Here is a 23,199-nt window from a genome sequence, read left to right on the forward strand (position 1 = left end):
CGGCCGCCTTGGCCGGGCCGAGACGGAGATGGCGCAGCGTCAGCGTGTGCTCGACGGGGGAGCGGTCCAACTCCTGGGCCACCGCCCCGAGCAGCGCGGCCGTGCCCTCGGGCTGCGGATCCTGGACCAGCAGGCGGCGCGCGGACACCCGGTAGTACTGCTCGGTGCCGCCCCGGACCTGCCGGGAACCGGCGGCCTGGACCAGCCCCGCCTCCCGCAGCACCTTCAGATGGTGCGAGACGCTGCCCTTGTTCACGCCCAGCTGCGCGGCCAGCCGGCTGATCGTGGACGGCTCCCGTTTGAGCGTGAACAGCAGCCGCTGGCGTAGCGGATGGGCCAGTGCGGCGTGCTGCTCGGCGGAGTCGATCTGCTGGACGTCCTCGGACGGGTCGGTGCTCACGGGTTAAGTGTTAATTGTGGTTGACGCTTTTGCAAGCGGGCTGGTCTACTCGCTGCCATGACCACCACTACGCCGTCCGCTCCGCTGTCCACCGCGCTGGACGCCGCCACCGTCGTCGACGCGACCGCCGAACTGCTCGCCGAGCACTACGTCTTCCCGGAGGTGGCAGCCGAGTTGGCCGCGCTGCTGCGGCGTCGTAGCGCCGCCGGGGCGTACCCCACGCAGAGCGCGGCGGAGCTGGCCGAGGCCGTCACGGCCGACCTGCGGTCACTCAACGGCGACCTGCACCTGCGGCTGAAGCACCACGAGGAGCCCGTGTCGTCCGGGCAGGGCGAGGCGCTCATGGCGGAGATGCGCCGCAAGTTCGACGCCTCGCTGGGCGGCGTGCCGCGGGTGGAGCTGCTGGAGGGCGGCGTCGCCCTGCTGGAGATCGCCCCGGCGATGTTCCCGGTGGACTGGGCTGCCGAGCCGCTGGCCGCCGCGCTCACCCTGGTGGCGCCCGCCCCCGCCCTCGTCCTCGACCTGCGCCGGAACACCGGCGGCGACCCGGAGACGGTCGCCTTCATCTGCGCCTACCTGCTGGACGGCCGCACGCACCTGAACACCCTGCTGAAGCGTCAGGGCGAGGTGGCCGAGCAGTTCTGGACGCCCTCGCACGTGCCGGGCGCCCGGTTCGGCGGCAGCAAGCCCCTCTACGTGCTGACGAGCGGCGCGACCTTCTCCGGCGGCGAGGAGCTCGCGTACGACCTGCAGCAGCTCGGCCGCGCCCAGATCGTGGGCGAGACCACCGGCGGCGGGGCGCACCCGCGCAAGGGCTGGACGGTCCACCCGCATCTGGAGGCCTCGGTGCCGGTCGCCCGCGCGGTGAACCCCGTCTCGGGGACCAACTGGGAGGGCGTCGGCGTCCGCCCCGACGTGCCCTGCGACGCCGACGAGGCCCTCGACCGGGCGCTGGCCCTCGCCCGAGCCCGTCTCGCGGAGTCGGACGCGGTCTGACCGCTGAAAGCGCTCCGCCCCCGGCGCCGTACGGGACCGGCGCGGGGGACGGAGCGGGATCCAGGGGCCCGTTCAGGCCCAGTGGAGCAGGAGCCAGCCGCGGTGGGGAAGCGCGGTGTCGACGGTCAGGACGGCTGGGTCGGTGGCGACGGCGGCCGTGGTCGGTTCGGCCAACGGACAGAGCAGGGTCGCCCGCGCGTCGGGCGCAGCGCCGGGGAAGTCGACGCGCGGGCGGGCCGGGTCGGCGCTGCCGTTGGCCACGGCGAGCCGATGACCGGAGGCGGTGCGCACGAAGTGAGGCACGAGGTGCGGCCCGCCGGAGACGAGCGGGAGTTCCGGCCGCTCGCCCTCCAGGAAGCGGACGGTGGCGTGCAGCAACCGTTGTCCGTCGTCGTCGAAGGGCAGTTGCTCCGGCGCGGTGGCGGCGAGCACCGCGACCCGGCCGCCGAGCTCGTTGGTGTAGTGGCAACGGCCGGGCCCCCACGGCCGGCCGTCGGGGGTGGTGACCAGAGTCGTCACCGTCGCGTCGGGCACGGGGGAGAGCCGGGCCAGTGCCGGCTGGAGATTGACGCTCAGCCAGATCTCGCCGTCCGCCGTGGGGCACCGCTCGACGGCGTACGGGCCCGGCACGGCGGGGTGCTGGTCCCGCTCGACCAGCTCCGCCGCCTCGATGCCGAGCAGCGGACCGAAGCCCCGCTCGACCAGGATCGCCGCGGCCGCACCGTCCAGCAGCAGGCCGCCGGACAGCAGTCGCTCGACCTCGGCGTCGGCGAAGGCCCAGGCGAGCTGCCCGAACAGCGCGTTGACGCGGGCCGGACCGGCCGTGACGGGCACGCCGTAGCGCAGCAGGAAGTCCGCGGCCGGGCCCGGGTCGACGGCCAGCTCGGCGAGGTCGCCGCCGCGCCGGGTCCGGACGTGCGCGGCCGCGTCCTGGCGGAACGGCAGACCGACGCCCAGCGACTCGAAGGCGCCTGCCGGTTCGGCCGCGACGAAGTCCAGCGCGGGCCGGGAGCGGCGCAGCAGCCGGGCGATGCCGGGGTAGCGCTGCGCCCGGCCCGAGTGCATCGGGTGCAGGTTGAGGAAGAGCGCGTCGGAGCCGGCGAGCTGCGCGGTCACCAGCTCGGACCAGGTCTGCGTGTCGGACTTGGACCACGCGGTGTGCGGCCAGTTCTCGATCTCCGGCTCGCTGCCGGCCCAGGCTGGCCGAAGCGCCCGCTGCTGCTCCAGCATCCAGACGGAGAAGCTCAGTTCGCGGCCCGGCTGGTCGCTGTAGCCCGCGAAGTGGGGGCGGTGGGCTACCCGTCCGCCGATGGCCAGCGTGTCGAAGAGGGCGGGCCAGTCGCGGCCCTCGACGGAGGCGACGCCGAGCATGGAGCTCATCAGCCCGAGCCGGGACCGGCCGCCCGAGTGCCGCGCGACCGCCGCGGCCAGCTCCTCGGCCACCTCCAACTGCGCCGTCCGCCAGACCTGCTGGAGCTGAGCCCGCCAGGGATGCGGCGGGCCGGGCGCGGTGACGGCCGCGACCGCCTGCTCGCGCGTCACCGGCTCGCCGACCAGCTCCGCCAGCCGTTCCAGCATGGGTGGTTCGAAGCCGCCGCCCCATGGCAGCGGCGCGTGGTTGTGGTACCGGAAGTCGTCCTCCAGCCACAGCACCCGGAAGCCCAGCGCGGCGTAGCGGGCGTAGTGCGCGGCGATCCACGCCCGCCAGCGCGGGCAGGCGAACGAGGCCTGCGCGGCGGCGACCGTGCCGTCCGGCGCCACCATCGGCGCGAAGCCGAGCCGGTCCGCCCGGCCGCGGTCGGCGTGGCCGGCGGTGACCCACGGGTTGAGGCTGACCTCCAGCCCCGCCTCCCGCAGCACCCCCAGACCGGTCACGGCGGTCTCGACGAGCAGGTCCTCGGCCGGGCCGCCCGGGTGACCGTCGTACAGCTCCTCGGCCCCGAGCAGCAGGACGACCTCGTCCACGCCGGCCTCGCCGCAGAACTTGGCCAGCTCGGCGGCCTGAGCGGCGGCGTCCGGGCCGGGGTGGAGCTGGAACCGCAGGTGGTACCGGGCGGGCACGCGGGGCCTCCTCACTTGACGCTGCCGGCCGTCAGGCCGGTGCGCCAGAACCGCTGCAGGGAAAGGAACAGGACGACCAGGGGGATCGCGGAGACCATCGCCGCGGTGACCACGATGTTGAACGGCACGGCCGACGGCCCGATGCCGCGCTGCGACTGCCACCCGACGATGCCGACGGTGACCGGCTGCAGGTGGTCGTCGGCCAGCATCAGCACCGGCAGCAGGTAGTTGGTCCAGATCGAGACGAACTGGAAGAGGAAGATGGTGACCAGGGCCGGGGCCATCACCTTCAGCGCGATCGTGCCGAAGATCCGGACCTCGCCGGCCCCGTCGATCCGTCCGGCCTCCAGCAGCTCGTCCGGCACGGACGCCGCCGCGTAGATCCGGGCGAGGTACACCCCGAACGGGCTCACCATGCTGGGCAGCAGGACCGCCCAGTAGGTGTTCACCAGATGGACCTTGGAGAACATCAGGTACAGCGGGATCGCCAGCAGCGGCTGCGGCACCAGCACCGCGGCCAGCACCACGTTGAAGGTCAGCTCCCGCCCGCGGAACGGGTACTTGGCCAGCGCGTAGCCGCCCAGCGAGGAGATCAGGGTGCTGACCGCAGCGCCACCCACGGCGTAGAGGGCGCTGTTGGCCAGCCACTGCGAGTAGATCCCGCCCTGTTGGGTGAAGACCTGCCGCAGGTTGGCGACGAGCGAGAAGTGCCCGAACCAGAAGCCGTTGCCCGAGAAGAGGTCGGAGTTGGTCTTCGTCGAGGAGACCAGCAGCCACCAGACGGGGACCAGGAAGTAGACGCAGGCGATGACCAGTACCCCGAGCGTGACCCAGCGGGCCGGGATACGGAGCGTGTTCACAGGGCGGCCCCCCGGCGCTGGACGAGCCGCAGGAAGCCGAAGGAGAGCACGAACGCCAGCAGTGCCAGGATCACCGACTCGGTGGCGGCGGCGTTGAAGTTGTTCGCGTCGACGGCGTCGTAGGCGGCGTAGATGGGCGTGTAGGTGCTGCTCAGGTTCGGCGCGACGTTGTGCAGGATGGCCGGCTCGTTGTAGAGCTGCGCGGTGCCGATGATGGAGAAGACGGTGGTCAGCACGAGCGCGGGCCGCACCAGCGGGATCTTGATCCGCCAGGCGATGCCGAACGCCGAGCAGCCGTCCATCGTCGCGGCCTCGCTGAGCTCCGGCGGGACGGCCTGCAGCGCGGAGTAGATGATCAGCATGTTGTAGCCGGTCCAGCCCCAGGTCAGCATGTTGCCGATGGTCGGCGCGAGCATGCTGTTCGAGGTCAGGTCCAGGTGCAGCCCCAGGTGGTGCGCGGCCGCGGTGATCGGGCTGAGGCCGGGCGCGACCAGGTAGGACCACATGATCGCCCCGACCACGCCCGGCAGCGCGTAGGGCAGGAAGAACGCCAGCCGGAAGAACCGCTTGAACAGCGTGGACCTGGCGTCCAGGAGCAGGGCCAGCCCGAGGGCCAGCGCCAGCATCACCGGCACCTGCACGACGCCGATCAGCAGCACCCGCAGCAGGGACCCGCGGAACGCGGGATCCGCCAGCGCGGCGGAGTAGTTGGACAGCCCCGCGAACACCTGCGTCGGCGCCGACAGCCCCAGCCCGTCCCGGTGCATCCGGAAGAGGCTCTGGTAGACGGTCCAGCAGATGGGCGCCACGTACATGGCGCAGAACAGCAGCAGAAACGGCGCCAGGAACGCCCCAGCGGTCCGCGCGCGCCGACGCACGTGCGCCGGCGCGCGGCGGGACCCTCTTCGCTCGGCGGAGGCCGGCGCGGGGACGGTCGTCCGTCGGGAGGTGGCGGTGCTCACGCGGTCACCCCGTCACCGTCAGGCCCTGCTGCTTCATCTGCGCGACCGTCTTGGTCTGCACCGTCCCGAGCACCGCCGGCAGCTTCGAGCCGCCCGTGCCGGCCTGGCCGAGGCCGTCGGCGAGGTCGGTGGAGGTCTGGGTCATCGTCGGACCCCACTGCCAGGAGGTGTTGATGTGCGCCGTCTCGGCGTTGAAGACGTCGTAGATCTTCTGTCCGCCGTAGAAGGGGTCCGGGGCGGAGAGGGCCGGGTTGCTGAGAGCCGCGGTCGCCGCGGGGTAGATGCCGGTGACCTTGATGAGGTTGGCGACGCTGTCGGCGTCCGTGCTCATCCACAGGGCGAACTCCGCCGCCTCCTTGGCGTGGGCGCAGCCCTTCAGCACGGCGGTGGCCGAGCCGCCGTCGTTGCCGTAGACGGGGTTGGCCGCGTCCCAGACCGGCATCGGTGCGACGGCCCACTGGCCGGAGCTGCCCTTGACGCTGGAGGCGATGATCGGCGCGTCCCAGACGGCGTTGACGTCGGAGAGGATCTTGCCGGACGCCATGTCGCTGTAGAGCGACGGGTCGTAGCTGGGGTCGGTCTTGAGCAGCTTCTTGTCGAGCAGGCCCTGCCAGTAGGAGGCGACCTTCTGGTTGGACGCGCTGTTCAGACTGACCTGCCACTGCTGGTTCGCGGTGCCGAACCAGGCCGCGCCGGCCTGCCAGGCGAGACCGGCGTAGTTGTAGGCGTCGTTGCCGAAGTCGCCCAGGTAGACGCTGGGGTCGGCGGCGTGCACCTTCGCGGCGTCGGCGGCGTACTCGTCCCAGGTCGCCGGGGGCTTGCTGATGCCGTACTTGGCGAAGAGGTCCTTGCGGTACATCAGCGCCATCGGCGCGGTGTCGACGGGAGCGCCGTAGGTCTTGCCGTCGATGGTGACCTGGTTCCAGGTCCAGTCGGCGAACTGGCTCTTGGCGGAGGAGGTGTCGGAGGTGACGTCCTCCAGCGCGCCCGCCGCGGCGAAGCTGGGCAGCGTCTCGTAGCCGACCTGTGCGAGGCACGGGGCGTTACCGGCCTGAACGGCCGTCAGCATCTTGGTGTAGCCGCCCTTGGAGCCCGAGGCGGTCTTGTCGAAGGTGATCTGAATGTCCGGGTGGCTCTTGTTCCACAGGGCGACGGACTGGTCGTAGCCGGGCGCCCAGCCCCAGAAGTCCAGCTTCACGGGCCCGGAGGCGGGAGCGCCTGAGCCGGTGGAACCGCTGCTGGAGCAGCCGGTGAGCAGGGCGGTGGCCGTCATGAGTGCGGCGGCCGCGGCCACCGTTCTTCCGGAGTGCATCTTCAAGGCAGGGCTCCTTGGCTGACCGGCTCTGGATTAGTTCGGCTATTGTTGGAATAAAATAGGGTGGAGTCAAGACACCCAGCAAGACCGCTACAGTCCCAGCGAGGAAGGGGAGGGCAGCCGTGGCGACCCACCAGGTTGAGACGTACCCGCGTGAGCTGGCCATCGCCGGGCCGCCCGGAGCGAAGGACCGCTCCTCGACGCGGCGGGCCAACCTGAGCCTGATCCTCAACCTGCTGCACGGGGAGGGCGGCCGTTCGCGCGCCCGGATCGCGGCCGACACCGGCCTGCCCAAGGCCACCGTCACCAACCTGATCGCCGAGCTGATGGAGGGCGGGCTGGTCCGCGAGGGCGGCGCCGAGCGCGAGGGCGCGGTCGGACGCCCGGGCCAGGTCGTCGAGTTGGACGGTCGCGCGCTGTGCGGCGTCGGCGTGGAGATCAACGTCGACTACGTCAGCGTGATCGCCCTCGACCTGCCCGGCGACGTCGTCGCGCAGCGCCGTCTCGCCGTCGACGTCGCCTCGACCCCGGCCGAGGCCGTGCTGGACACGGTCGGTCAGCTGGTCGCCGAGACGATGGCGGAGCTGGCGTCCTCGGGCGTGCGCACCATCGGCGTCACGCTGGCCGCGCCCGGCGTGATCGACCCGGTCCGCGGCATGGTGACCTACGCGTCCAACATCGGCTGGCGCGAGGTCGCCGCCGTCGACGGCCTGCGGCGCCGGCTCGGCCGGTCCGCCCCGGAGATCCACCTGGAGAACGACGCCAAGCTGGGCGCGATCGCGGAGTTCGTCACCACGGACACGCCGGGCGTGCGGGACCTGGTCTACCTGACCGGCGCGACCGGCGTCGGCGCGGGCATCATCGCGAGCGGCAAACTCCTGCGCGGCAACGCCGGGTTCGCCGGCGAGGTCGGCCATCTTCCGTTGGGTGACCCGGAGCAGGACTGCCCGTGCGGCCGCCGCGGCTGCTGGGAGACGGCCGTCGGCCTCGCCGCCCTGCTGCGGCTCGCCGCCGACCGCGACGACGAGGTGCACGACCCGTCGGTCGACGTCGAGCAGCGGCTGAGCGAGCTGCGCCGCCGCGCGGAGGCCCGTGACGAACGCACCCTTGCCGCGCTGGACACGCTGGCCCGCTCGTTGGGGGCGGGTGTGGCGCTGCTCGTCGACATCCTCAACCCGCGCCTGCTGGTGCTGGGCGGCCACTTCGCGGTGTTCGGCGCGTACCTGGTCGACGCCGTCAGGGACCACGTCCGCGACACGGTGATCGCGCCGGACGCGGGCGGCTGCGAACTGGTGCCCTCGGTGCTGGGCTTCACCGCGCCGGCGCGGGGCGGCGCGTATCTCGCACTGGACGCGGTGTACCAGGACCCGATCGCCATCATGCAGTTGACCCAGTCCTAGGGCGGGGCCCGGATCGGGCGATCAAGGACTGGGCCGGCACAAGGTCTTGACGCGGACCCGATTAGTTCGGATTCTAGCGGAACTATTCCTCTCGCTCCTCTCCCACCCCCGTGGAAGGACCACGATGAGCAGATCCCTCCGACCGCGTCTGGTGGCCGCGACCGTCGTCGCGGTCGTCGCCGCAGGCCTGCCGTTGCTGCCCGGTGCGGCCGCGAACGCGGCGGTCGCCGGCACCATCACCCTCGGCGGCCTGTGTCTGGACGACGTCAACGCCTCGACCGCCGACGGCAGTCCGGTCCAGCTCGCGTCCTGCGCGAGCGGCTCCGCCGAGCAGAGCTTCGGCTGGAACTCCGACGGCACCGTCGGCGTGCTGGGCCACTGCCTGGCCGTCGCCGGCGGCTCCGACGCCAACGGCGCCGCGCTGCAACTGGCGAGCTGTGACGGCTCGGCGCCGGAACAGCACTTCGCCTTCCAGCCCGACACCACCGTGCTCAGCACCAAATCCGGCAAGTGCCTGCAGGTGCAGGGCAGTTCGGCCACCGCAGGGGCTGCGGTCGGACTGCAGCCCTGCAACGCCGCGCAGGCGCTGCAGCAGTGGCAGGCGGCAGGCGCACCGGCCTCCGGTTACACGCTCTCCGCCGGCACCTCCGCCACCAACGGCATCAACGGGGACGACACCCCGGCCTTCCCGTACCTCGACCGCAACGGGCAGTTCTACTACCAGTCCGCGCATTCCCTCTACGGCGCCACCGACGGCCGCTCCTGGGACTTCTACACCGGCTCGAACTTCGACACCGCGACGACCGCGTCCATCAGCAAGTCCGGTACCAACAAGGACACCACGGCGTTCTGCAACAGCAGCCCCACCGGCGCGAACGCCACGAACGCGCCCTCCGGCTCCGGTTACGCCGAGCGCAACTACTGCGACCTGGTGGGCGTCTGGGTCGATCCCGACACCGGGACCTGGTACGGCCTGGTGCACAACGAGTTCACCCCGCAGCCCTTCGGCGACGGCCTGCACTACGACGCCGTCGACTACGCCTCCTCCACCGACCACGGCGCCACCTGGACCATTCAGGGCCACGCCATCACCTCGCCGTACAGCACCACCCGCGGCGACACCACGGCCTTCCCGAACGCGACGTACTACTACGGTGACGGCGACCCGCGGCTGTACGTCGACCAGCGCTCCGGGTACTTCTACGTCTTCTACATGTCCCGGCTGATCGACAAGAACGGCAGCTGGGGCGCGTTCCAGGAGCACGTGGCCCGCGCGCCGATCTCCGGCAAGATGAGTTCCGCGTCCTGGAGCAAGTGGTACGACGGCTCCTGGTCGCAGCCGGGCGTGGGCGGCGCGGAGAGCGACGTGATCCCCGCCGACGGCGTGGGCTCCGGCTGGATCCCCTCCGCCCAGGGCTACTCGCCGCAGACCGCCGGCAGCGTCGGCAGCCAGGTCGCCGCGGGCACGACGCCCGCCACCTCGCAGCTGTCCGTGCTGAACATCGCCTGGGACGCCTACCTCGGCAAGTACATCGGCACACCGGAGAACGAGGCCGGCAGCAACCAGCCGCAGCACTTCTACGTGACCGACGACCTGGCCACCGAGCGGTGGACCGACATCGGCTCCGCCGGGCCCGCCCAGAGCTCCTGGTACCGCTGGTTCCTGGACCCCGCCAACCTGACCGGAGGCGCGATCGTCGGGCGCAGCTTCCGCTCCTACTGCGAGTACTCCTGCACGCCGAACGACTCGGAGTACACCCAGTTCACCGTCGCGCCCTCGTCCTCGGCGGGTCTGCCGTCCTCCCCGGTCGGCAGCGGCGGCTCCTACCGCATCGGCGCGGGCGACGGCGCGTACCTGGCCCAGAGCGGCAGCGCGGTGACCACCTCCACCGCCCCCTCCGGCACGGCGGCGCAGTGGACGTTCACGCCCACCGGGGACGGCTTCTACACCGTCGCGAACACGGGCAGCGGGCAACTGCTGGGCGTGGACTCGACGAAGAACGCCGGCCGGGCGTGGGACGCGCCGGTGACCGTCGCCGCGCAGGGCAGCGGCGGACCGACGGTGGGCCAGCAGTGGTCCGTCCAGACGCTGATGCAGTCCCCGGCCTCGAGCGGCTCCTCGACACCGACGGGCGGCTACCGGCTGATCAACCGCTACAGCGACCTGGCCCTCAGCCTCACCAGCGGCAACTACGCCGTCGCGACGGCCCCGCAGCGAGGCTGGGACAACACCGGCTCGGCCGGCGACACCCGTCCCGTCGCCGCGCAGACCCTCGCCTTCACCGCGGCGGCCACCGGCGACCTGAGCGGCACGCACACGCTGACGCTCGGCGGCGAGGCCCTGGACGACCCCAACTGGTCGACCACACAAGGCATCCAGATCGACACCTGGTCCACCAACGGCGGCCGGAACCAGAGCTGGGTCCTCACCCGCCAGTCCAACGGCGCGTACACCGTGGTCAACGCCTACTCCAAGCTCTGCCTGGACGACGACGGCGGCGCCACCGCCGCCGGCACCGCGGTCATCCAGTGGGCCTGCACCGGCAACAGCAACCAGCAGTGGACGGCGGCCCGGCTGGCCTCGGGCGGGTACACCCTCACCAACGTCCACACGGGCCTGCTGCTGACGACCGCCTCGACCGCCGACGGCGCGCTGGTCACCCAGCAGGCGGACACCGGCTCCGCGCTCCAGCAGTGGACGCTCGGCTGACGTCCGCGCGGATCACGTCCTGAGCGGCGGGCCGGTCGCCTGACCGGCCCGCCGCTCAGGACCGGCGTGTATAACCGATGCATGCCGAAGAAGCCCGCAGCGGACGTGGTCACACTCGTCGATGTCGCGAAGGTCGCCGGGGTCTCCCGGGCGACGGTGTCGCGCGTGGTGAACGGCAACGCCTCGGTCGCGCCGTCGCTGCGCGAGGCCGTCGAGCGGGCCGTCGCCGCGACCGGCTACACGCCGAACCTCGCCGCCCGCTCCCTGGTGACCCGCACGACCGGCTCGATCGCGCTGGCCGTCTCGGACATGAGCGCCGGCCAGATCTTCGCCGACCCGTTCTTCGGCCGCGTCGTCAGCGGTGTCACCCAGGCCGTCCGCCCGCGCGGCGTGCAGCTGGTGCTGACCATCGTCGACGACGAGCCGTCCCGGCGGCAGCTGATCAACTTCCTGCGCCAGGGGCACGTCGACGGCGTCGTGCTGGTCTCCACCCACAGCGACGACCCGCTCCCGGCCGCCCTGGCCGAGGCCAAGGTCCCTGCGGTGCTGTTCGCCCGCCCGAGCGAGCCGCTGCCGATCAGCTTCGTGGAGCTGGACCAGCGTGCCGGTGTCTTCCTCGCCGTGGACCACCTCGTCGGCCTGGGCCGGCGCCGCATCGCCACCGCATCGGGCCCGCTGGACACCCCGGCCGGCCGGGAACGCCTCGCCGCGTTCCGCGAGCGCCTCGCGCACCACGGCCTCACCGAGGCCGGCTGCGTCGAGGGCGACTTCACCCAGGCCGGCGGCGCGGCCGCGATGCGCGAGCTGCTCGCGACCGCACCCGACACGGACGCCGTCTTCGTCGCCTCCGACCTGATGGCACTCGGCGCGGTGGCCGTCCTGCACCGGTCGGGGATCGCGATCCCCGACCGGGTGGCGGTGGTCGGCTTCGACGACAGCAGCGCGGCGCTGAGCTGCGACCCGCCGCTGACGACGGTGCGTCAGGCGGTGGAGTCGATGGCGGCCCAGACGGCCGAGCTGCTGCTGGAACAGATCGCCGCACCGGAGGTGACCCTGCAGTCCCGGGTCTTCCAGCCGACGCTCGTGGTCCGCGAGAGCGCCTAGGGCATCACCGCGCGGCCGGCAGCGGGAGCGCCGTCCCCGCCGAGCCATTTGTCCGACTCGGCGGGGACGGCGCGGAACCGGGTCAGTCCATCGCATCCGCCGTGATCGGCGAGGTGACGGTCAGTCCGCCCGACAGCGGTAGGTTGCGCGAGGAGTCGCCGAGGAGGATCTGGTAGTTCCCCGCCCCGGCGATCCAGTGCCCGCTGCCGGTGTCCCACGACGCCAGGTCGTGGGCCGTGACCGTGAAGGTCACCGTCGCCGACGCGCCGGGTGCCAGCGTCACCCGCTGGAACCCCTTGAGCTGGTGCGGCGGTTCACCGGCCGAGGCCGGATCGCCGACGTAGAGCTGCGCCACCTCGGTCCCGGCCCGGCTCCCGGTGTTCGTGACGGTGGCCGTCACCGTCGCCTGGCTGTTGTTCAGCGCGCCGACCTGCAGGTTGCCGAACGAGAAGCTGGTGTAGGACAGGCCGAACCCGAACGGGAACAGGGGCGTGACGTTGTTCGCGTCGTACCACCGGTACCCGATGTCGAGCCCCTCGGAGTACTGCACCGTTCCGTTGACGCCCGGCCACTGGGCCGCCGTGCTCGCCGGCACCTGCGACAGCGAGGCCGGGAAGGTGATCGGCAGGTGCCCGGAGGGGTTCACGTCGCCGAACAGCAGCGCCGCGACGGCCTGGCCGAACTCCTGGCCCTGGTAGAAGCCCTCGAAGACGCCCGCGACCTGGTTCAGCCACGGCATCATCACCGCCGAGTTGTCGTTGAGCACGACGATCGTGTTCGGGTTGGCCGCCGCGACCGCAGAGATCAACGCGTCCTGGTTGTTCGGCAGGTTGAGCGTGGTGTTGTCGGACTCCTCGTGTCCGTAGTTGTCGGCCGCGAAGACGATCGCCACCTTCGAGGACTGCGCGAGCGCGACCGCGGAGGCCTGGTCCGAGCCGTCGTTGTAGGCGACTGTCACGTTCGTTCCGGCGGTCCGCTGCTGGAGGCTGTACAGCGGGTCGTAGGTGCCGGTGCTGGTGGCACTGCCGCTGCCGCCGTCACCGGTGACCGCCCCGGAGCTCGAGTCGGTGCCGATGACCGCGATCGACTCGCTGCCGTTCGGGTCCAGCGGCAGGACACCGTTGTTCTTCAGCAGCACCGTGCCCTCCTCGTCACCCCGCAGCGCCACCGCACGGTGGTCGGGGGTGGCGACGATGGCGGTGGTGGAGCCGCTCGGTGCCTTGTCGAACATGCCGAAGCGGAACATCTGGGTCAGCACCCGGGACACCATCGTGTCGAAGGTCGCCTGGGTGACCTGGCCCGCCGCGACGGCCTGTTCGAGCGAGGAGGCGAAGAAGCCGCCGAAGGGCATCTCGACCGTCTCACCGGCGTTCGCCGACGGCACGGTGGAGTGGATGCCGCCCCAGTCCGAGGTGATGAACCCCTGGAACCCGGCCTGCTGGTACATCGGCACGTTCTCGATCGCCGGGTTCTGGCAGGAGTAGTTGCCGTTGACCATGCTGTACCCGCACATGAGCGCGGCCGCGCCGCCCTTCTCGATGGCGGTCTGGAAGCCGGGCAGGTAGATCTCCTGCAGCGTGCGCGGGTCGATGATCTCGTTGCCCGGCGCGTTCGGCTGCTCGATGTTGTACGCCGCCGCGTGCTTGACCTCGGCCATCACGCCCTGGCTCTGCATGCCCTGGACGTCGGCGCTCGCGATCTCGCCGGTCAGGTACGGGTCCTCGCCGAAGGTCTCGTAGGAGCGGCCCCAGCGCGGGTCGCGCACCATGTTGATCGTCGGGCCGAGCGAGACGTTCACGCCCTTGCCGGCGAACTCCTGGCCGACGGCCACGCCGAAGTCGTGCTCGTAGCCGGGGTCGAAGGTGGCCGCGGACACCTCCCCGTCTGGGAACTGGGTGACCCCGCCGAGCCCGTCACCTACGCCGCTGGGCCCGTCCTCCAGGTTGACGCTCGGGATGCAGAGCGAGGGTTGGGCGGCGATCTGCCCGATGTAGACGTTCGAGCCGTCGCCGTAGAGCATCGCGTCCTTCTGGTCCTGCGTCATCGCGCCCATGAGCTGGGCGACGCGGGTCGAGACGACGACGTTCGGTTCGTTGATCCAGGGGCAGTTGCCCGGGGCCGGCTGCGGCGGTGGCGGCGGGATGGTGACGGTCTGGTTCCCGACCGTGTAGACCGAGAACTCCCAGAGCGAGTAGCCGTACCCCGTCCCGCGGGCCGTGCCGTACATGCGGACGTAGCGGCCGGTGCCGGTGACGTTCAGGGTCTGGGTGCCGCCGGTCCCGGTGGTGGTGGAGTAGATCGACGTCCAGTTGGTGTTGTCGGTCGAGGTCTGGATCTGGAACCCCGAGGCGTAGGCGTTCTCCCACTGGAGCACCACCTGGCAGACGGGCAGGCTCCCGCCCAGGTCGACCTCGATCCACTGCGGGTCAGAGGACGCGCTCGACCAACGGGTCAGCGTGCTGCCGTCAGTGGCGTAGAAGGGGTCGTAGGCCGGGTTGTTGTCCTGGATCGAGGAGGCGGTGGCCGGGTGGCCCAGGGCCGCATTGGTGGTCCCGCAGTTGCCGGTCCCACCGCCGGAGTTGCCGCTCCCGCCGGTGAAGACCTGGAACTCCCACAAGGAGTAGCCGTAGCCCGTGGCGCGCGCGGTGCCGTACACGCGGATGTAGCGGCCGGTGCCCGAGATGTTGAGGGTCTGGTTCCCGCCGGTGCCGGTCGTGGTCGAGTAGACGGTGGTCCAGTTGGTGGCGTCGGTCGAGGTCTGGATCTGGAAGGCCGTCGCGTAGGCGGTCTCCCAGTCGAGGACGACCTGGCAGACCGGCAGGCTCGAACCGAGATCGACCTGGAGCCACTGCGGGTCGCTGAACTGGCTGGACCAGCGGGTCCCCGTGTTGCCGTCCACGGCCGCTGAGGCGGGTGTCCCCGCGTTCTCCGTGGACGAGGCGGTGGCCGGCTGGTCGAGCGCGGCGTTCGTCGTCCCGCAGGACGAGCCGCCGGAGCCGGCCGTGCCGTAGACCTGGAACTCCCAGAGGGAGTAGCCGTACTGGGTGGCGCGGGCGGTGCCGTACATCCGCACGTACCGGCCGCTGCCGGTGACGTTCAGCGTCTCGGTGCCGCCCACACCGGTGGTGGTCGAGTAGATCGTCGTCCAGTTCGCGCCGTCCTCGGAGACCTGGATCTGGTACGCCTTGGCGTAGGCCGTCTCCCACTGGAGCACGACCTGACTGATCGTCGCCGTCGCGCCCAGGTCCACCTGCAACCACTGCGGGTCGCTCCAGGCGCTCTCCCAGCGGGTGGTGGTGCTGCCGTCGACGGCGTTGGCGGCGACGTTCCCCGCGTTCACCGAGGACGCGGTGGCGGTCCTGCCCTGCGAGAGCAGCGTTCCGGCCGCGTGGGCGGCGGGAGCGCCGGAGACCAGCAGGGCGGTGAGCAGGGCCAGGACGGCGAGCGCCGCCGTCCACAGGGATCTGACGGTACGTCGGGAGACCGGGGCGAACCCCGGCGAGCGTTGTGCGTTCATGGCATTCCTCCGCGTTCCTCGCTCGGTCGGGGTCCGGTCAGTAGCCGACGGCCACTTCGAGCCACTGCGGGTTCGCGTGCGAGATGTACGAGGACTGGCCCGCGTAGTCGTCGTAGGGGAAGCCGTAGGCCAGCCCGTTGATCGCGTGGTCGTGCCAGAACTTGGCGTAGTAGTTGGCCGGCGCGGCCAGGTAGTACTGGCTCGGGTCCGACCACTGCGCCTGCGGCAGCGTCGCCACATGGCGGTTGAGCGCCGCGCACTCGCCGGGGTTGCTCGCCAGCGTGCCCGCGCAGCCGAAGATGTTCGAGGTCGTCTCGTTGACGCCGACCGAACTGGCGTATGCGGTGAAGTAGTTCGCGTTCACGCCGCCCGTCTGGAAGCTCGGGTCGCTGCCGGGCGCGATGATCCGGTAGGGCGCCTGCGTCTGGGCCAGCACCTTGAACTCCTGCGGCACCGCGTTCTGGAAGTCCGTGAACAGCTGCGTGCGGCTCTCGTCGAAGACCTGCTGCGTGTCACCGACCTGGACGTCGTAGCCGTCGGTCGCGTGCAGCCGCATCGCGATCGGCAGCCCCCACGCGTCGACGCGGGTCGTGTTGCCGTTGAACACGCCCGCCCCGACCGTGAACTCGATGAAGTCGAAGTACTTGCTCGTGGGCGACCCGAGATAGAAGTACATCCGGCCCGAGGAGTTGGCGGGCATGTCGAGGTAGGGCTGCTCCGCGATGGAGTGCGTCTGGCCGTTGAAGCTCCAGTAGACCTGGCTGTCCGGGTAGGCGCCGTTGGTGCGGTTGAGCACCTTGACCATCAGCACGTTCTGCGCGGGCGGGATGGTGCTGGTGTCACCCCAGAACGGGTCTCCCGACCCGGAACCCGTGCCGTAGACCTGGAACTCCCACAGGGAGTAGCCCCATTGGGTGGCGCGGGCGGTGCCGTACATGCGGACGTAGCGGCCGGTGCCGGAGACGTCGAGCGTCTGGGTGCCGCCGGTGCCGGTGGTGGTGGAGTAGACGGTGGTCCAGTTGGTGGCGTCCTCCGAGGTCTGGATCTGGAACGCCTTCGCGTAGGCGGTCTCCCACTGGAGCACCACCTGGCTGATGGACGCGTCCGCGCCCAGGTCGACCTGCAGCCACTGGGGGTCGCTGAACTGGCTGGACCAGCGGGTCCCGGAGTTGCCGTCCACGGCCGCCGAGGCGGGGAAGGAGGCGTTCTCGACGGAGGACGCGGTGGCCGGCCTGCCCTGCGACAGCAGGGTCCCGGCGGCATGGGCGGGCGGGGCGTGGGTGAGCGCCAGCACCAGGCCGGCGAGCAGGGCGATGACGGCGAGAAGTGCGCGCAGTGGCGACTTCCGGCGGGGGAGGGCTTGTGTTCCGGGCATGCGGCGGCTCCTCAGGCGCGCGTGCGTGAAGGTGGGCGAAACGCGCAGCGAGAGTGAGGGGAGGCGCTGAGAGAGCGCTCTCTCGCACGAGCAGTGTGCGGAGGGGCGCGGGGCATGTCAAGGCCTGAGAGCCTTCTCCGACTCCGGGCGGCAGACCGGTGGTTGTCGGTGCGTCAGCTCACCCGGGTGAGGCAGAACGGGTGCCCGGCCGGGTCGAGGAGCACGCGGTACCGCTCGTGGTTCGGCTGCTCGGCGGGGAGAGTCGCGCCGAGGCGCAGCAGCGCGTCCTGCGCCGCGTCGAGGTCGGTGACGTCGAAGCAGAGGTGCAGTTGCTGGGGGACCGCCGGGTCGGGCCAGGTCGGCCGGAGGTAAGGCTCCGACCGCTGGAAGCCCACGAACAGGCCGTCCGCCCGGGTGAGCCCGGCGAACGCGGCGTCGGAGGCGGGGTGCGGTTCCAGCCCGGTCGCCTCCCGGTAGAACGCGGCGAGGGCCGGTGGGTCGGGGCAGTCGAGCGTGATCGCGCTCAATTTCATGATCGGTGACATCTCGTCCTGCCCTGCCCCTCGTGATCGTCGGCTCCCGGCACCCTAGAGCGGGCGGCCGCCGCCCCGCGAACGCTTATCGCCTGGCGAACGCCCGGAGCTGTGGCGGAGGAAGGACCCCCGGATGGGGGTGGCCACGGCCGAAGGTTGGGGGATTGTCAGGGAGCGTCGTGCGCCCCCGAGGGGCCGCATCCGCCCTCCGGAACGACGCACAGGCGACGCCTGGTCGAAGCTCGCGTGAACAGTGGGGCAGAACCGGTACACCAACCTTGCCCCGCCGTCGGCGCGCTGAGCAGGGTGGTCGCGGCCTGGTGACTGCCGGGCCTCTCCTCCATGAATCCCCTGGAGTGACTGATGTCTCTGCGCACCATGCGCACCGCTATCGGCGTCGCCGCGGCTGTTGCCGTGACCGCCGTGGCTGTTCCTGTCGCGTCGGCTGCCGTCGACACGACGCCCGCTGCGAAGCCCGCGCCGGCCAAGGCGCACAAGCCTGGCGCGCCCGCGCTGAAGCTCCGCCTCTTCGCGGCCGCGCCGGCCGGGTACAAGAACCCGGACGACCTGACCCGCCTGGGCGACACGCTCTACGTCGCCTACCAGAACAACGCCGGCCCCGACGGCTCCCCGGCCGGCTCCAAGAGCGACGTCGTCGGCTTCGACCTGCGCTCGGGCAAGGTCGTCCGCCACTGGGTGTTCCCGGGTCGCGTCGACGGTCTGACCGCCGACCCGCGCCACGGCCGCCTGCTGGTGACGGTGAACGAGGACCTGAACTCCACGTTCTACACGATCACGCCGAAGGCCAAGTCCGCCACCGTCGTGCACTACCACTACACCCCGAGCCCGGCCCAGAAGGGCTCGGACGGCGTGAACGGCGGCACCGACGCGATCTCCGTCGCGGCCGACGGCACGATCTACGTCGCGCACTCGAACCCGGACGTCTCGCTGCCGGGCGCGAACAACACCGCCGCGACCTTCACCCTGACCCTGCACGGCACCACGGCCAAGCTGACCCCGCTCTACGGCGTCAACGACACGGCCCGCGTGATCAACCGGGCCAAGGGCGCGCCGGCGACGGAGAAGCTGGGTCTGACCGACCCGGACTCCAACCGCTGGATCCAGGGCCCGCGCGGCGGCGTCCTGCTGCAGGACGCGCAGGCCGACAGCAAGCTGGTCGTGGTCACGGGCCTCAAGGCGAAGAAGCCCTCCCTGGGCGTGCTGAACCTGGTCAACGCCAAGGTCGACCCGAAGGCCCCCGCCACCCCGCAGCTGGACGACATCGTCCTGGCCGGCGGCAAGGGCGTGCTCTTCGTCGTGGACTCGCAGGCCGGCAAGATCTACGAGGCGAAGACCGAGGGCGTCCGTCCCGGCACGCTCTTCGCCAGCCAGCCCGCCCCCAAGGCCGGCGACCTGCCGAACGTCGCGGCCCTGTCGGTCATCGACCCACGCACCGGAGTGGTCACCCCGGTCAACACCGGCTCGGTGAAGCTCGCCAGCCCCAAGGGCCTGCTCTTCGTCGGCCCCTTCGGCAACGAGAGCTGAGCTCGGTCCCCGAGTGAGCCGGTGGCCTCCGTCCCTCCCGGGGCGGAGGCCGCCGCCTTCATCGGGTTAGGATCGCGGTGCGGCATCGCGTGTCGGTCACCGACCGGGTGAGGCATGGAGGTGCCGGGAGATGCCCTGGAGGCATTCCACCCATGTCAGTCGAGTTGAACCACACCATCGTCCACGCCCGGGACAACCGGGAGTCCGCCGCCTTCCTGGCCGGCATCCTCGGGCTGGAGGTCGGCCCGGAGTGGGGCCCGTTCGTTCCAGTCGCCACCGCCAACGGCGTCACGCTGGACTTCGCGACCATCCCGGCCGAGTCCATTGTCATGCAGCACTACGCGTTCCTCGTCTCCGACGAGGAGTTCGACGCCGCGTTCGCGCGCATCAGGGCGCTCGGGGTCACCTTCTACGCGGACCCGCACCTGAAGCAGCCGGGCGAGATCAACCACCACCACGGCGGCCGGGGTGTCTACTTCCTCGACCCCGCCGGGCACGGGATGGAGATCATCACCCGCCCGTACGACAGTCACCAGTAGCAGCCCCGAGCCCGGGAGCCGCGCGGCGCCCGTCGCCCGCGGCTCCCGGCGCACGCTCAGGGCAGCGGCCGCAGCACCAGGGTGACGAACCCCCAGCTGGAGCGGTAGACGCCGAGCCACTCCTCGCGGTGGCGGGCGGAGGTCTCCAGCGCCAGGGGCGCGGACGGGTCGCCGGGGTGGTCGAGGGCCCAGGAAGCGAGTGAACCGGTCCAGGCCCACTCGTAGGCGTCGAGCTCCCGCCGGGTGCTCAGGTGCCCGTGGACCGCGACCAGCCCGGCGTCGGCGACCTGGCGCATCACAGTCGGGAGGTCACCGGAGTCGCCGAGCATCTCCTTGGCCTCCTCGTTCGGCTCCAGTTCGAAGTAGCCGTCCCCGACCAGCAGTCTCCCGCCGGGGGCGAGGTGCTTGGCGGTGGCGGCGAGGGTGCCGGGCAGTCCGTCGAACGCGTGCGCCGCGCCCACGCACAGCACCAGGTCGAAGCCGTCGGGGTCGCTGAACTCGCCCGCGTCCTGCTCGTGCAGCGTCAGCCGGTCGCCGACACCCAGCCGCTCGGCCCGCGTGCGCGCCTCGGCCAGCGCGGCACCGGACAGATCCACCCCCACGGCCCGCAGCCGGGGGAAGCGCACCAGCGCGCGCAACAGCCACTCGCCGCTGCCGCAGCCGAGGTCGAGCAGGCGCCCGTCCTCCCGGCCGACGGCGCGGTCCAGCAGGGCCGCCACGGACTCGTCGTGCAGCGGAGCCGCGATCGGATGGTCGGCATGGGCGATCAAGGACATCTGTTCACGATTCACCGGCGGAGGGTGACACGCCTGCCGCGCCCACGTCACCCGAATATCCACCGCACGCCCACAACTTCGGGGTGACGTCGGCAGCGAGCCGTCAGTAGTGCGCGGTGATCTCCCTTGCCGGGCCGTCGACGGTCAGCACCCCGCCGTAGGGGAGGACCAGCTGTGGATCGGTGTGCCCGAAGTCGACGTCCAGGACCGCCATCGTGTCCGGCGCGTACTCGGCCAGCGCCCACAGCACGGCCTCCCGCTGCTCGGCACGGAACGCGGCCCGCTCCCCGGCGTCGAGGCGGCGGCCGAAGTGCCAGGCCTTCGCCCGGCCCATCAGCAGCGCGGGAAAGCGCCGCAGCAGACCGCGCTCGCCCATGGAGCGTAGGACGTAGCGGACCTCCGACGCGCTCGGCATGTCCTCGGAGGTCTCCAGCAGCAGCACGCAGCCCTCGTAGGCCTCGGGCGGCAGGATCTCCCGGTCGGCCATCAGCAGCCAGGACAGGATCTCCAGATTGCCGCCCCAACTCCGGCCCTCGACACGGCGGGTGGCGTGGTGCCAGACCCACGGTCCGGCGGGTTCGTGCTCCGGCTCGCGGGTGAACGTCGCCGCGTCGTCCCAGCCGCCGACGACCGAGTCGACCCGTTCCGGTGCGGTCAGCACCCTCGGGCCGGCGTCGAAGAGCGCGGCCCGCAGGGTGTCGACGGTCTGCGGGTGCATCGTGACGGGGCGGCCGAACTGCGTCATCAGCGCGCCGCCGTGGTAGGCCGGGATGCCCAGGTTCCAGAGCAGCACCAGCAGGTTGGTGTTGTCGCTGTAACCGAAGAACGGCTTGGGGTTGGCCCGCAGCAGGTCCTTGTCCAGGTGCGGCAGCACCCGGATCTGGTCGTCGCCGCCGATGCTGGCGAGCACCGCCTTGATCCGCGGGTCGGCGAACGCGGCGTGCAGGTCCGCCGCGCGCTCCCGCGGCGTCGCCCCCGTCCGGCGCGTCGTCGGGTACTCGACCGGCACCAGGCCGAAGTCCTCCCTCAGCCGCCGCAGCCCCAGCTCGTACGGCGTGGGGAAGAGCGCCGGCAGACCGGCCGAGGGCGAGACGACGGCGACGGCGTCCCCGGGGGAGAGCTTCGGCGACGGAGGCAGGAAGGGGTGCATGGGCAGGATGCTACGGGCGCCGCCCCGAGCGCGGGTCAGACGTCGCGCCGGTCGACCAGCACGAGGGCGACGATCACGGAGACCAGCGGCCACAGCAGGTAGACCCACCACTCGCCCGCGGGCTGCGCCGGGTACGGCAGGTGCGGGTTGACCTGGTAGGGCGTCAGGTCGTAGAGGGTCTGGAAGGCGCGGAAGGGCATGGCGTGGTCCAGGCAGGCGGACCAGTAGTGGTTGTCCGACAGGAAGTCCGGGATCAGCAGCAGGACGGTGACCACGGCGACGACGGTGGCCGCGCTGTGGCGGATGACGGCGGCGAGGCCGAGGCCGACGAGGGCGCTGACGGCCGGGAGCAGCATCGCCGCGGTCAGCGCCGACCAGATGCCCGGCTGCGTCAGCGAGATGCCCGCGTGCTTGCTCGACAGGATCGCCTCGGACAGGCCGAAGGAGGAGAAGGTGACCACCACCCCGAAGGCCAGCATCACCGCGGTGAGCACCGCGATCTTCGCGGCCAGCAGGGAGCGGCGCGCCGGGACGGCCGCGAAGCTGACCCGGATCAGGCCGGACGCGTACTCGCTGACCAGCGTCATCGCGCCGAGCACCCCGGCGACCAGCAGGACGGTGATGCCGGCGTTGTTGGTGAAGGCGTCGCGCAGCGAACCGCCGGGGACGAAGTGGGCGCGCATGTCCGCGGGGTAGCGGTCCCAGTTCTGCACGTCGGCGACGGCGGAGTTGACGCTGAGCCAGACGATGCCGACGGCGCCCAGCCCGTAGCCCCAGCGCATCGAGCGCATGGACCAGAGCTTGAACCACTCGGCCGCGAGCAGGTCGCGGAAGCGGGGCCGGGGCTCGGTGCGTGCGGCCGGTACCGGGCGCGGGACCGTCGGCAGGGAGTCGAGCGTGGTCATCGGGCGTCTCCTGCCTCTGCGGTGGCGTACTCGACGCTCTCGGCGGTCAGTTCCATGAAGGCGCGCTCCAACGAGGCCGTGGTCGCGGCCAGTTCGTGCAGCCGCAGGCGGCGCTCGAAGGCGAGGTCGCCGATCCGGTCGCTGTCCAGGCCGGTGACCAGCAGCACGTCCGCGCCGTCCCGGGTGACGGTCGCGCCCGCCGCCCGGACGGACTCGGCCAGCGCGGCGGCGTCGGGCGTGCGGACCCGCACGCTGACGCCGTTGCTGCGCGCCGCGAACGCGGCCAGCGGCTCGTCGGCGATCAGGCGGCCCCGGCCGATCACCACCAGGCGGTCGGCGGTGTGCTCCATCTCGCTCATCAGGTGGCTGGAGACGAAGACGGTCCGGCCCTCGGCGGCGAGCCGGCGGAACAGGTCGCGCACCCAGCGCACGCCCTCCGGGTCGAGGCCGTTCAGCGGCTCGTCGAAGAGGAGCACCGGTGGATCGCCCAGCAACGCGGCGGCGATGCCGAGGCGCTGCTTCATGCCGAGCGAGAAGCCCCCGATCCGGCGGCGCGCGGCGTCGGCGAGGCCGACCTCGGCGAGCACCTCGTCCACCCTCCGCAGCGGGAGCGCGTTGGTGCGGGCCAGCACGCCCAGGTGCGCGGCGGCGCTCCGGCCGCCGTGGACGTCGCCCGCGTCGAGCAGCGCGCCGACCTGCCGCAGGCCGCGCGGGCGCTGCCGGAACGGCCGGCCCTCGACGGCGACGGAGCCGCTGGTCGGCTGGTTCAGGCCGATGATCATGCGGAGCGTGGTGGACTTGCCGGCCCCGTTCGGGCCGAGGAAGCCTGTCACGCAGCCCGGCTGCACGGTGAAGGTCAGCTCGTCGACGGCGGTGGTGGCGCCGTAGCGCTTGGTGAGGTGGTTGACTTCGATCACGGGATCCACCGTGCCGGTCCGGCCCCCGCCACCGCGTCGGCCCGGCGACGACACCTGGCGTGCGTCGGTGTCACCCCTGGTCGTACGCCCGTGGGCCGATGCCGGGTGACGGGTGATCCTCTTACGATCACCGC

18 protein-coding genes and 1 pseudogene are annotated in these 23,199 nt (G+C 71.8%); 6 read left to right on the plus strand and 13 right to left on the minus strand.

What is annotated here, in order from left to right; all coding sequences use genetic code 11:
* Window positions 1-400: ArsR/SmtB family transcription factor (locus tag DN069_RS20065; RefSeq protein WP_207892207.1), on the minus strand; the 400-nt coding region annotated here is incomplete at its 3' end.
* A 57-nt stretch (window positions 401-457) separates the two neighbouring features.
* On the opposite strand from DN069_RS20065, the gene DN069_RS20070 reads away from it, so the two are divergent.
* Window positions 458-1,396: a S41 family peptidase gene (locus DN069_RS20070; protein WP_111502729.1), complete on the plus strand. Its 939-nt coding sequence runs from the start codon at window positions 458-460 to the stop codon at window positions 1,394-1,396.
* A 72-nt stretch (window positions 1,397-1,468) separates the two neighbouring features.
* Here DN069_RS20070 and DN069_RS20075 read toward each other — a convergent pair whose 3' ends face one another.
* Genes DN069_RS20075 through DN069_RS20090 form a run of 4 tightly spaced genes read right to left on the minus strand, consistent with a single transcriptional unit; the run spans window position 1,469 to window position 6,591 of the window.
* Window positions 1,469-3,457, minus strand: coding sequence for a hypothetical protein (locus tag DN069_RS20075; RefSeq protein WP_111502731.1), 1,989 nt, complete (start codon window positions 3,455-3,457; stop codon window positions 1,469-1,471).
* Window positions 3,458-3,468: 11 nt separating this feature from the next.
* A complete protein-coding gene (locus DN069_RS20080) occupies window positions 3,469-4,317 on the minus strand; it encodes a carbohydrate ABC transporter permease (protein WP_111502733.1) in 849 nt (282 codons plus the stop codon).
* The gene (locus DN069_RS20085; RefSeq protein ID WP_111502735.1) at window positions 4,314-5,279 is read right to left on the minus strand and encodes a carbohydrate ABC transporter permease; all 966 of its coding nucleotides are present in this window, start codon (window positions 5,277-5,279) and stop codon (window positions 4,314-4,316) included. Before DN069_RS20085 ends, DN069_RS20080 begins: the two co-directional genes overlap by 4 nt.
* A gap of 4 nt (window positions 5,280-5,283) precedes the next feature.
* The gene (locus DN069_RS20090; RefSeq protein ID WP_111502777.1) at window positions 5,284-6,591 is read right to left on the minus strand and encodes an extracellular solute-binding protein; all 1,308 of its coding nucleotides are present in this window, start codon (window positions 6,589-6,591) and stop codon (window positions 5,284-5,286) included.
* A gap of 125 nt (window positions 6,592-6,716) precedes the next feature.
* Between DN069_RS20090 and DN069_RS20095 the strand changes: the two genes are divergently transcribed.
* The 3 genes from DN069_RS20095 (at window position 6,717) to DN069_RS20105 (ending at window position 11,808) form a co-directional block, all read left to right on the plus strand.
* The gene (locus tag DN069_RS20095; protein WP_207892208.1) at window positions 6,717-7,994 is read left to right on the plus strand and encodes an ROK family protein; all 1,278 of its coding nucleotides are present in this window, start codon (window positions 6,717-6,719) and stop codon (window positions 7,992-7,994) included.
* A gap of 124 nt (window positions 7,995-8,118) precedes the next feature.
* Window positions 8,119-10,704 (plus strand): RICIN domain-containing protein, encoded by a 2,586-nt coding sequence (locus DN069_RS20100; RefSeq protein WP_111502737.1) that lies wholly within the window; start codon window positions 8,119-8,121, stop codon window positions 10,702-10,704.
* A gap of 81 nt (window positions 10,705-10,785) precedes the next feature.
* Window positions 10,786-11,808 carry a LacI family DNA-binding transcriptional regulator gene (locus DN069_RS20105; RefSeq protein ID WP_111502739.1) on the plus strand — a complete coding sequence of 341 codons (1,023 nt, stop codon included), beginning with the start codon at window positions 10,786-10,788 and terminating at the stop codon, window positions 11,806-11,808.
* Between the two features lie 82 nt (window positions 11,809-11,890).
* On the opposite strand, the gene DN069_RS41710 is transcribed toward DN069_RS20105, so the two are convergent.
* The 4 genes and pseudogenes from DN069_RS41710 to DN069_RS20120 all read right to left on the minus strand — a co-directional run bounded on the left by DN069_RS41710 (window position 11,891) and on the right by DN069_RS20120 (window position 17,233).
* Window positions 11,891-13,861, minus strand: coding sequence for a beta-glucosidase family protein (locus tag DN069_RS41710; RefSeq protein ID WP_341538491.1), 1,971 nt, complete (start codon window positions 13,859-13,861; stop codon window positions 11,891-11,893).
* 30 nt (window positions 13,862-13,891) lie between these two features.
* Window positions 13,892-15,325: pseudogene (locus DN069_RS41715) on the minus strand (discoidin domain-containing protein); the annotation flags it as partial.
* Between the two features lie 37 nt (window positions 15,326-15,362).
* On the minus strand, window positions 15,363-16,700 hold the full coding sequence (locus DN069_RS20115; RefSeq protein WP_111502743.1) for a beta-1,3-glucanase family protein: 1,338 nt from the start codon (window positions 16,698-16,700) through the stop codon (window positions 15,363-15,365).
* 173 nt (window positions 16,701-16,873) lie between these two features.
* Entirely contained in the window at window positions 16,874-17,233 is a 360-nt protein-coding gene (locus DN069_RS20120) for a VOC family protein (RefSeq protein ID WP_424556305.1), read from the minus strand.
* A gap of 363 nt (window positions 17,234-17,596) precedes the next feature.
* On the opposite strand from DN069_RS20120, the gene DN069_RS20125 reads away from it, so the two are divergent.
* Window positions 17,597-18,778, plus strand: a complete 1,182-nt coding sequence (locus DN069_RS20125; RefSeq protein WP_111502747.1) for a hypothetical protein — start codon at window positions 17,597-17,599, stop codon at window positions 18,776-18,778.
* Between the two features lie 152 nt (window positions 18,779-18,930).
* Window positions 18,931-19,317 carry a VOC family protein gene (locus DN069_RS20130; protein ID WP_111502749.1) on the plus strand — a complete coding sequence of 129 codons (387 nt, stop codon included), beginning with the start codon at window positions 18,931-18,933 and terminating at the stop codon, window positions 19,315-19,317.
* A 56-nt stretch (window positions 19,318-19,373) separates the two neighbouring features.
* Here DN069_RS20130 and DN069_RS20135 read toward each other — a convergent pair whose 3' ends face one another.
* From DN069_RS20135 to DN069_RS20150, 4 genes are all read right to left on the minus strand, one after another.
* The gene (locus DN069_RS20135) at window positions 19,374-20,108 is read right to left on the minus strand and encodes an SAM-dependent methyltransferase (RefSeq protein WP_111502751.1); all 735 of its coding nucleotides are present in this window, start codon (window positions 20,106-20,108) and stop codon (window positions 19,374-19,376) included.
* An 88-nt stretch (window positions 20,109-20,196) separates the two neighbouring features.
* Window positions 20,197-21,243, minus strand: coding sequence for a S66 family peptidase (locus DN069_RS20140; protein WP_111502753.1), 1,047 nt, complete (start codon window positions 21,241-21,243; stop codon window positions 20,197-20,199).
* A gap of 35 nt (window positions 21,244-21,278) precedes the next feature.
* Window positions 21,279-22,148 carry an ABC transporter permease subunit gene (locus DN069_RS20145; protein WP_111502755.1) on the minus strand — a complete coding sequence of 290 codons (870 nt, stop codon included), beginning with the start codon at window positions 22,146-22,148 and terminating at the stop codon, window positions 21,279-21,281.
* Entirely contained in the window at window positions 22,145-23,065 is a 921-nt protein-coding gene (locus DN069_RS20150; RefSeq protein WP_207892209.1) for an ABC transporter ATP-binding protein, read from the minus strand. The genes DN069_RS20145 and DN069_RS20150 overlap by 4 nt, the downstream gene beginning before the upstream one ends.
* Window positions 23,066-23,199 lie beyond the last annotated feature (134 nt).

This window comes from Streptacidiphilus pinicola, assembly GCF_003258295.1.
GTDB lineage: Bacteria > Actinomycetota > Actinomycetes > Streptomycetales > Streptomycetaceae > Streptacidiphilus > Streptacidiphilus pinicola.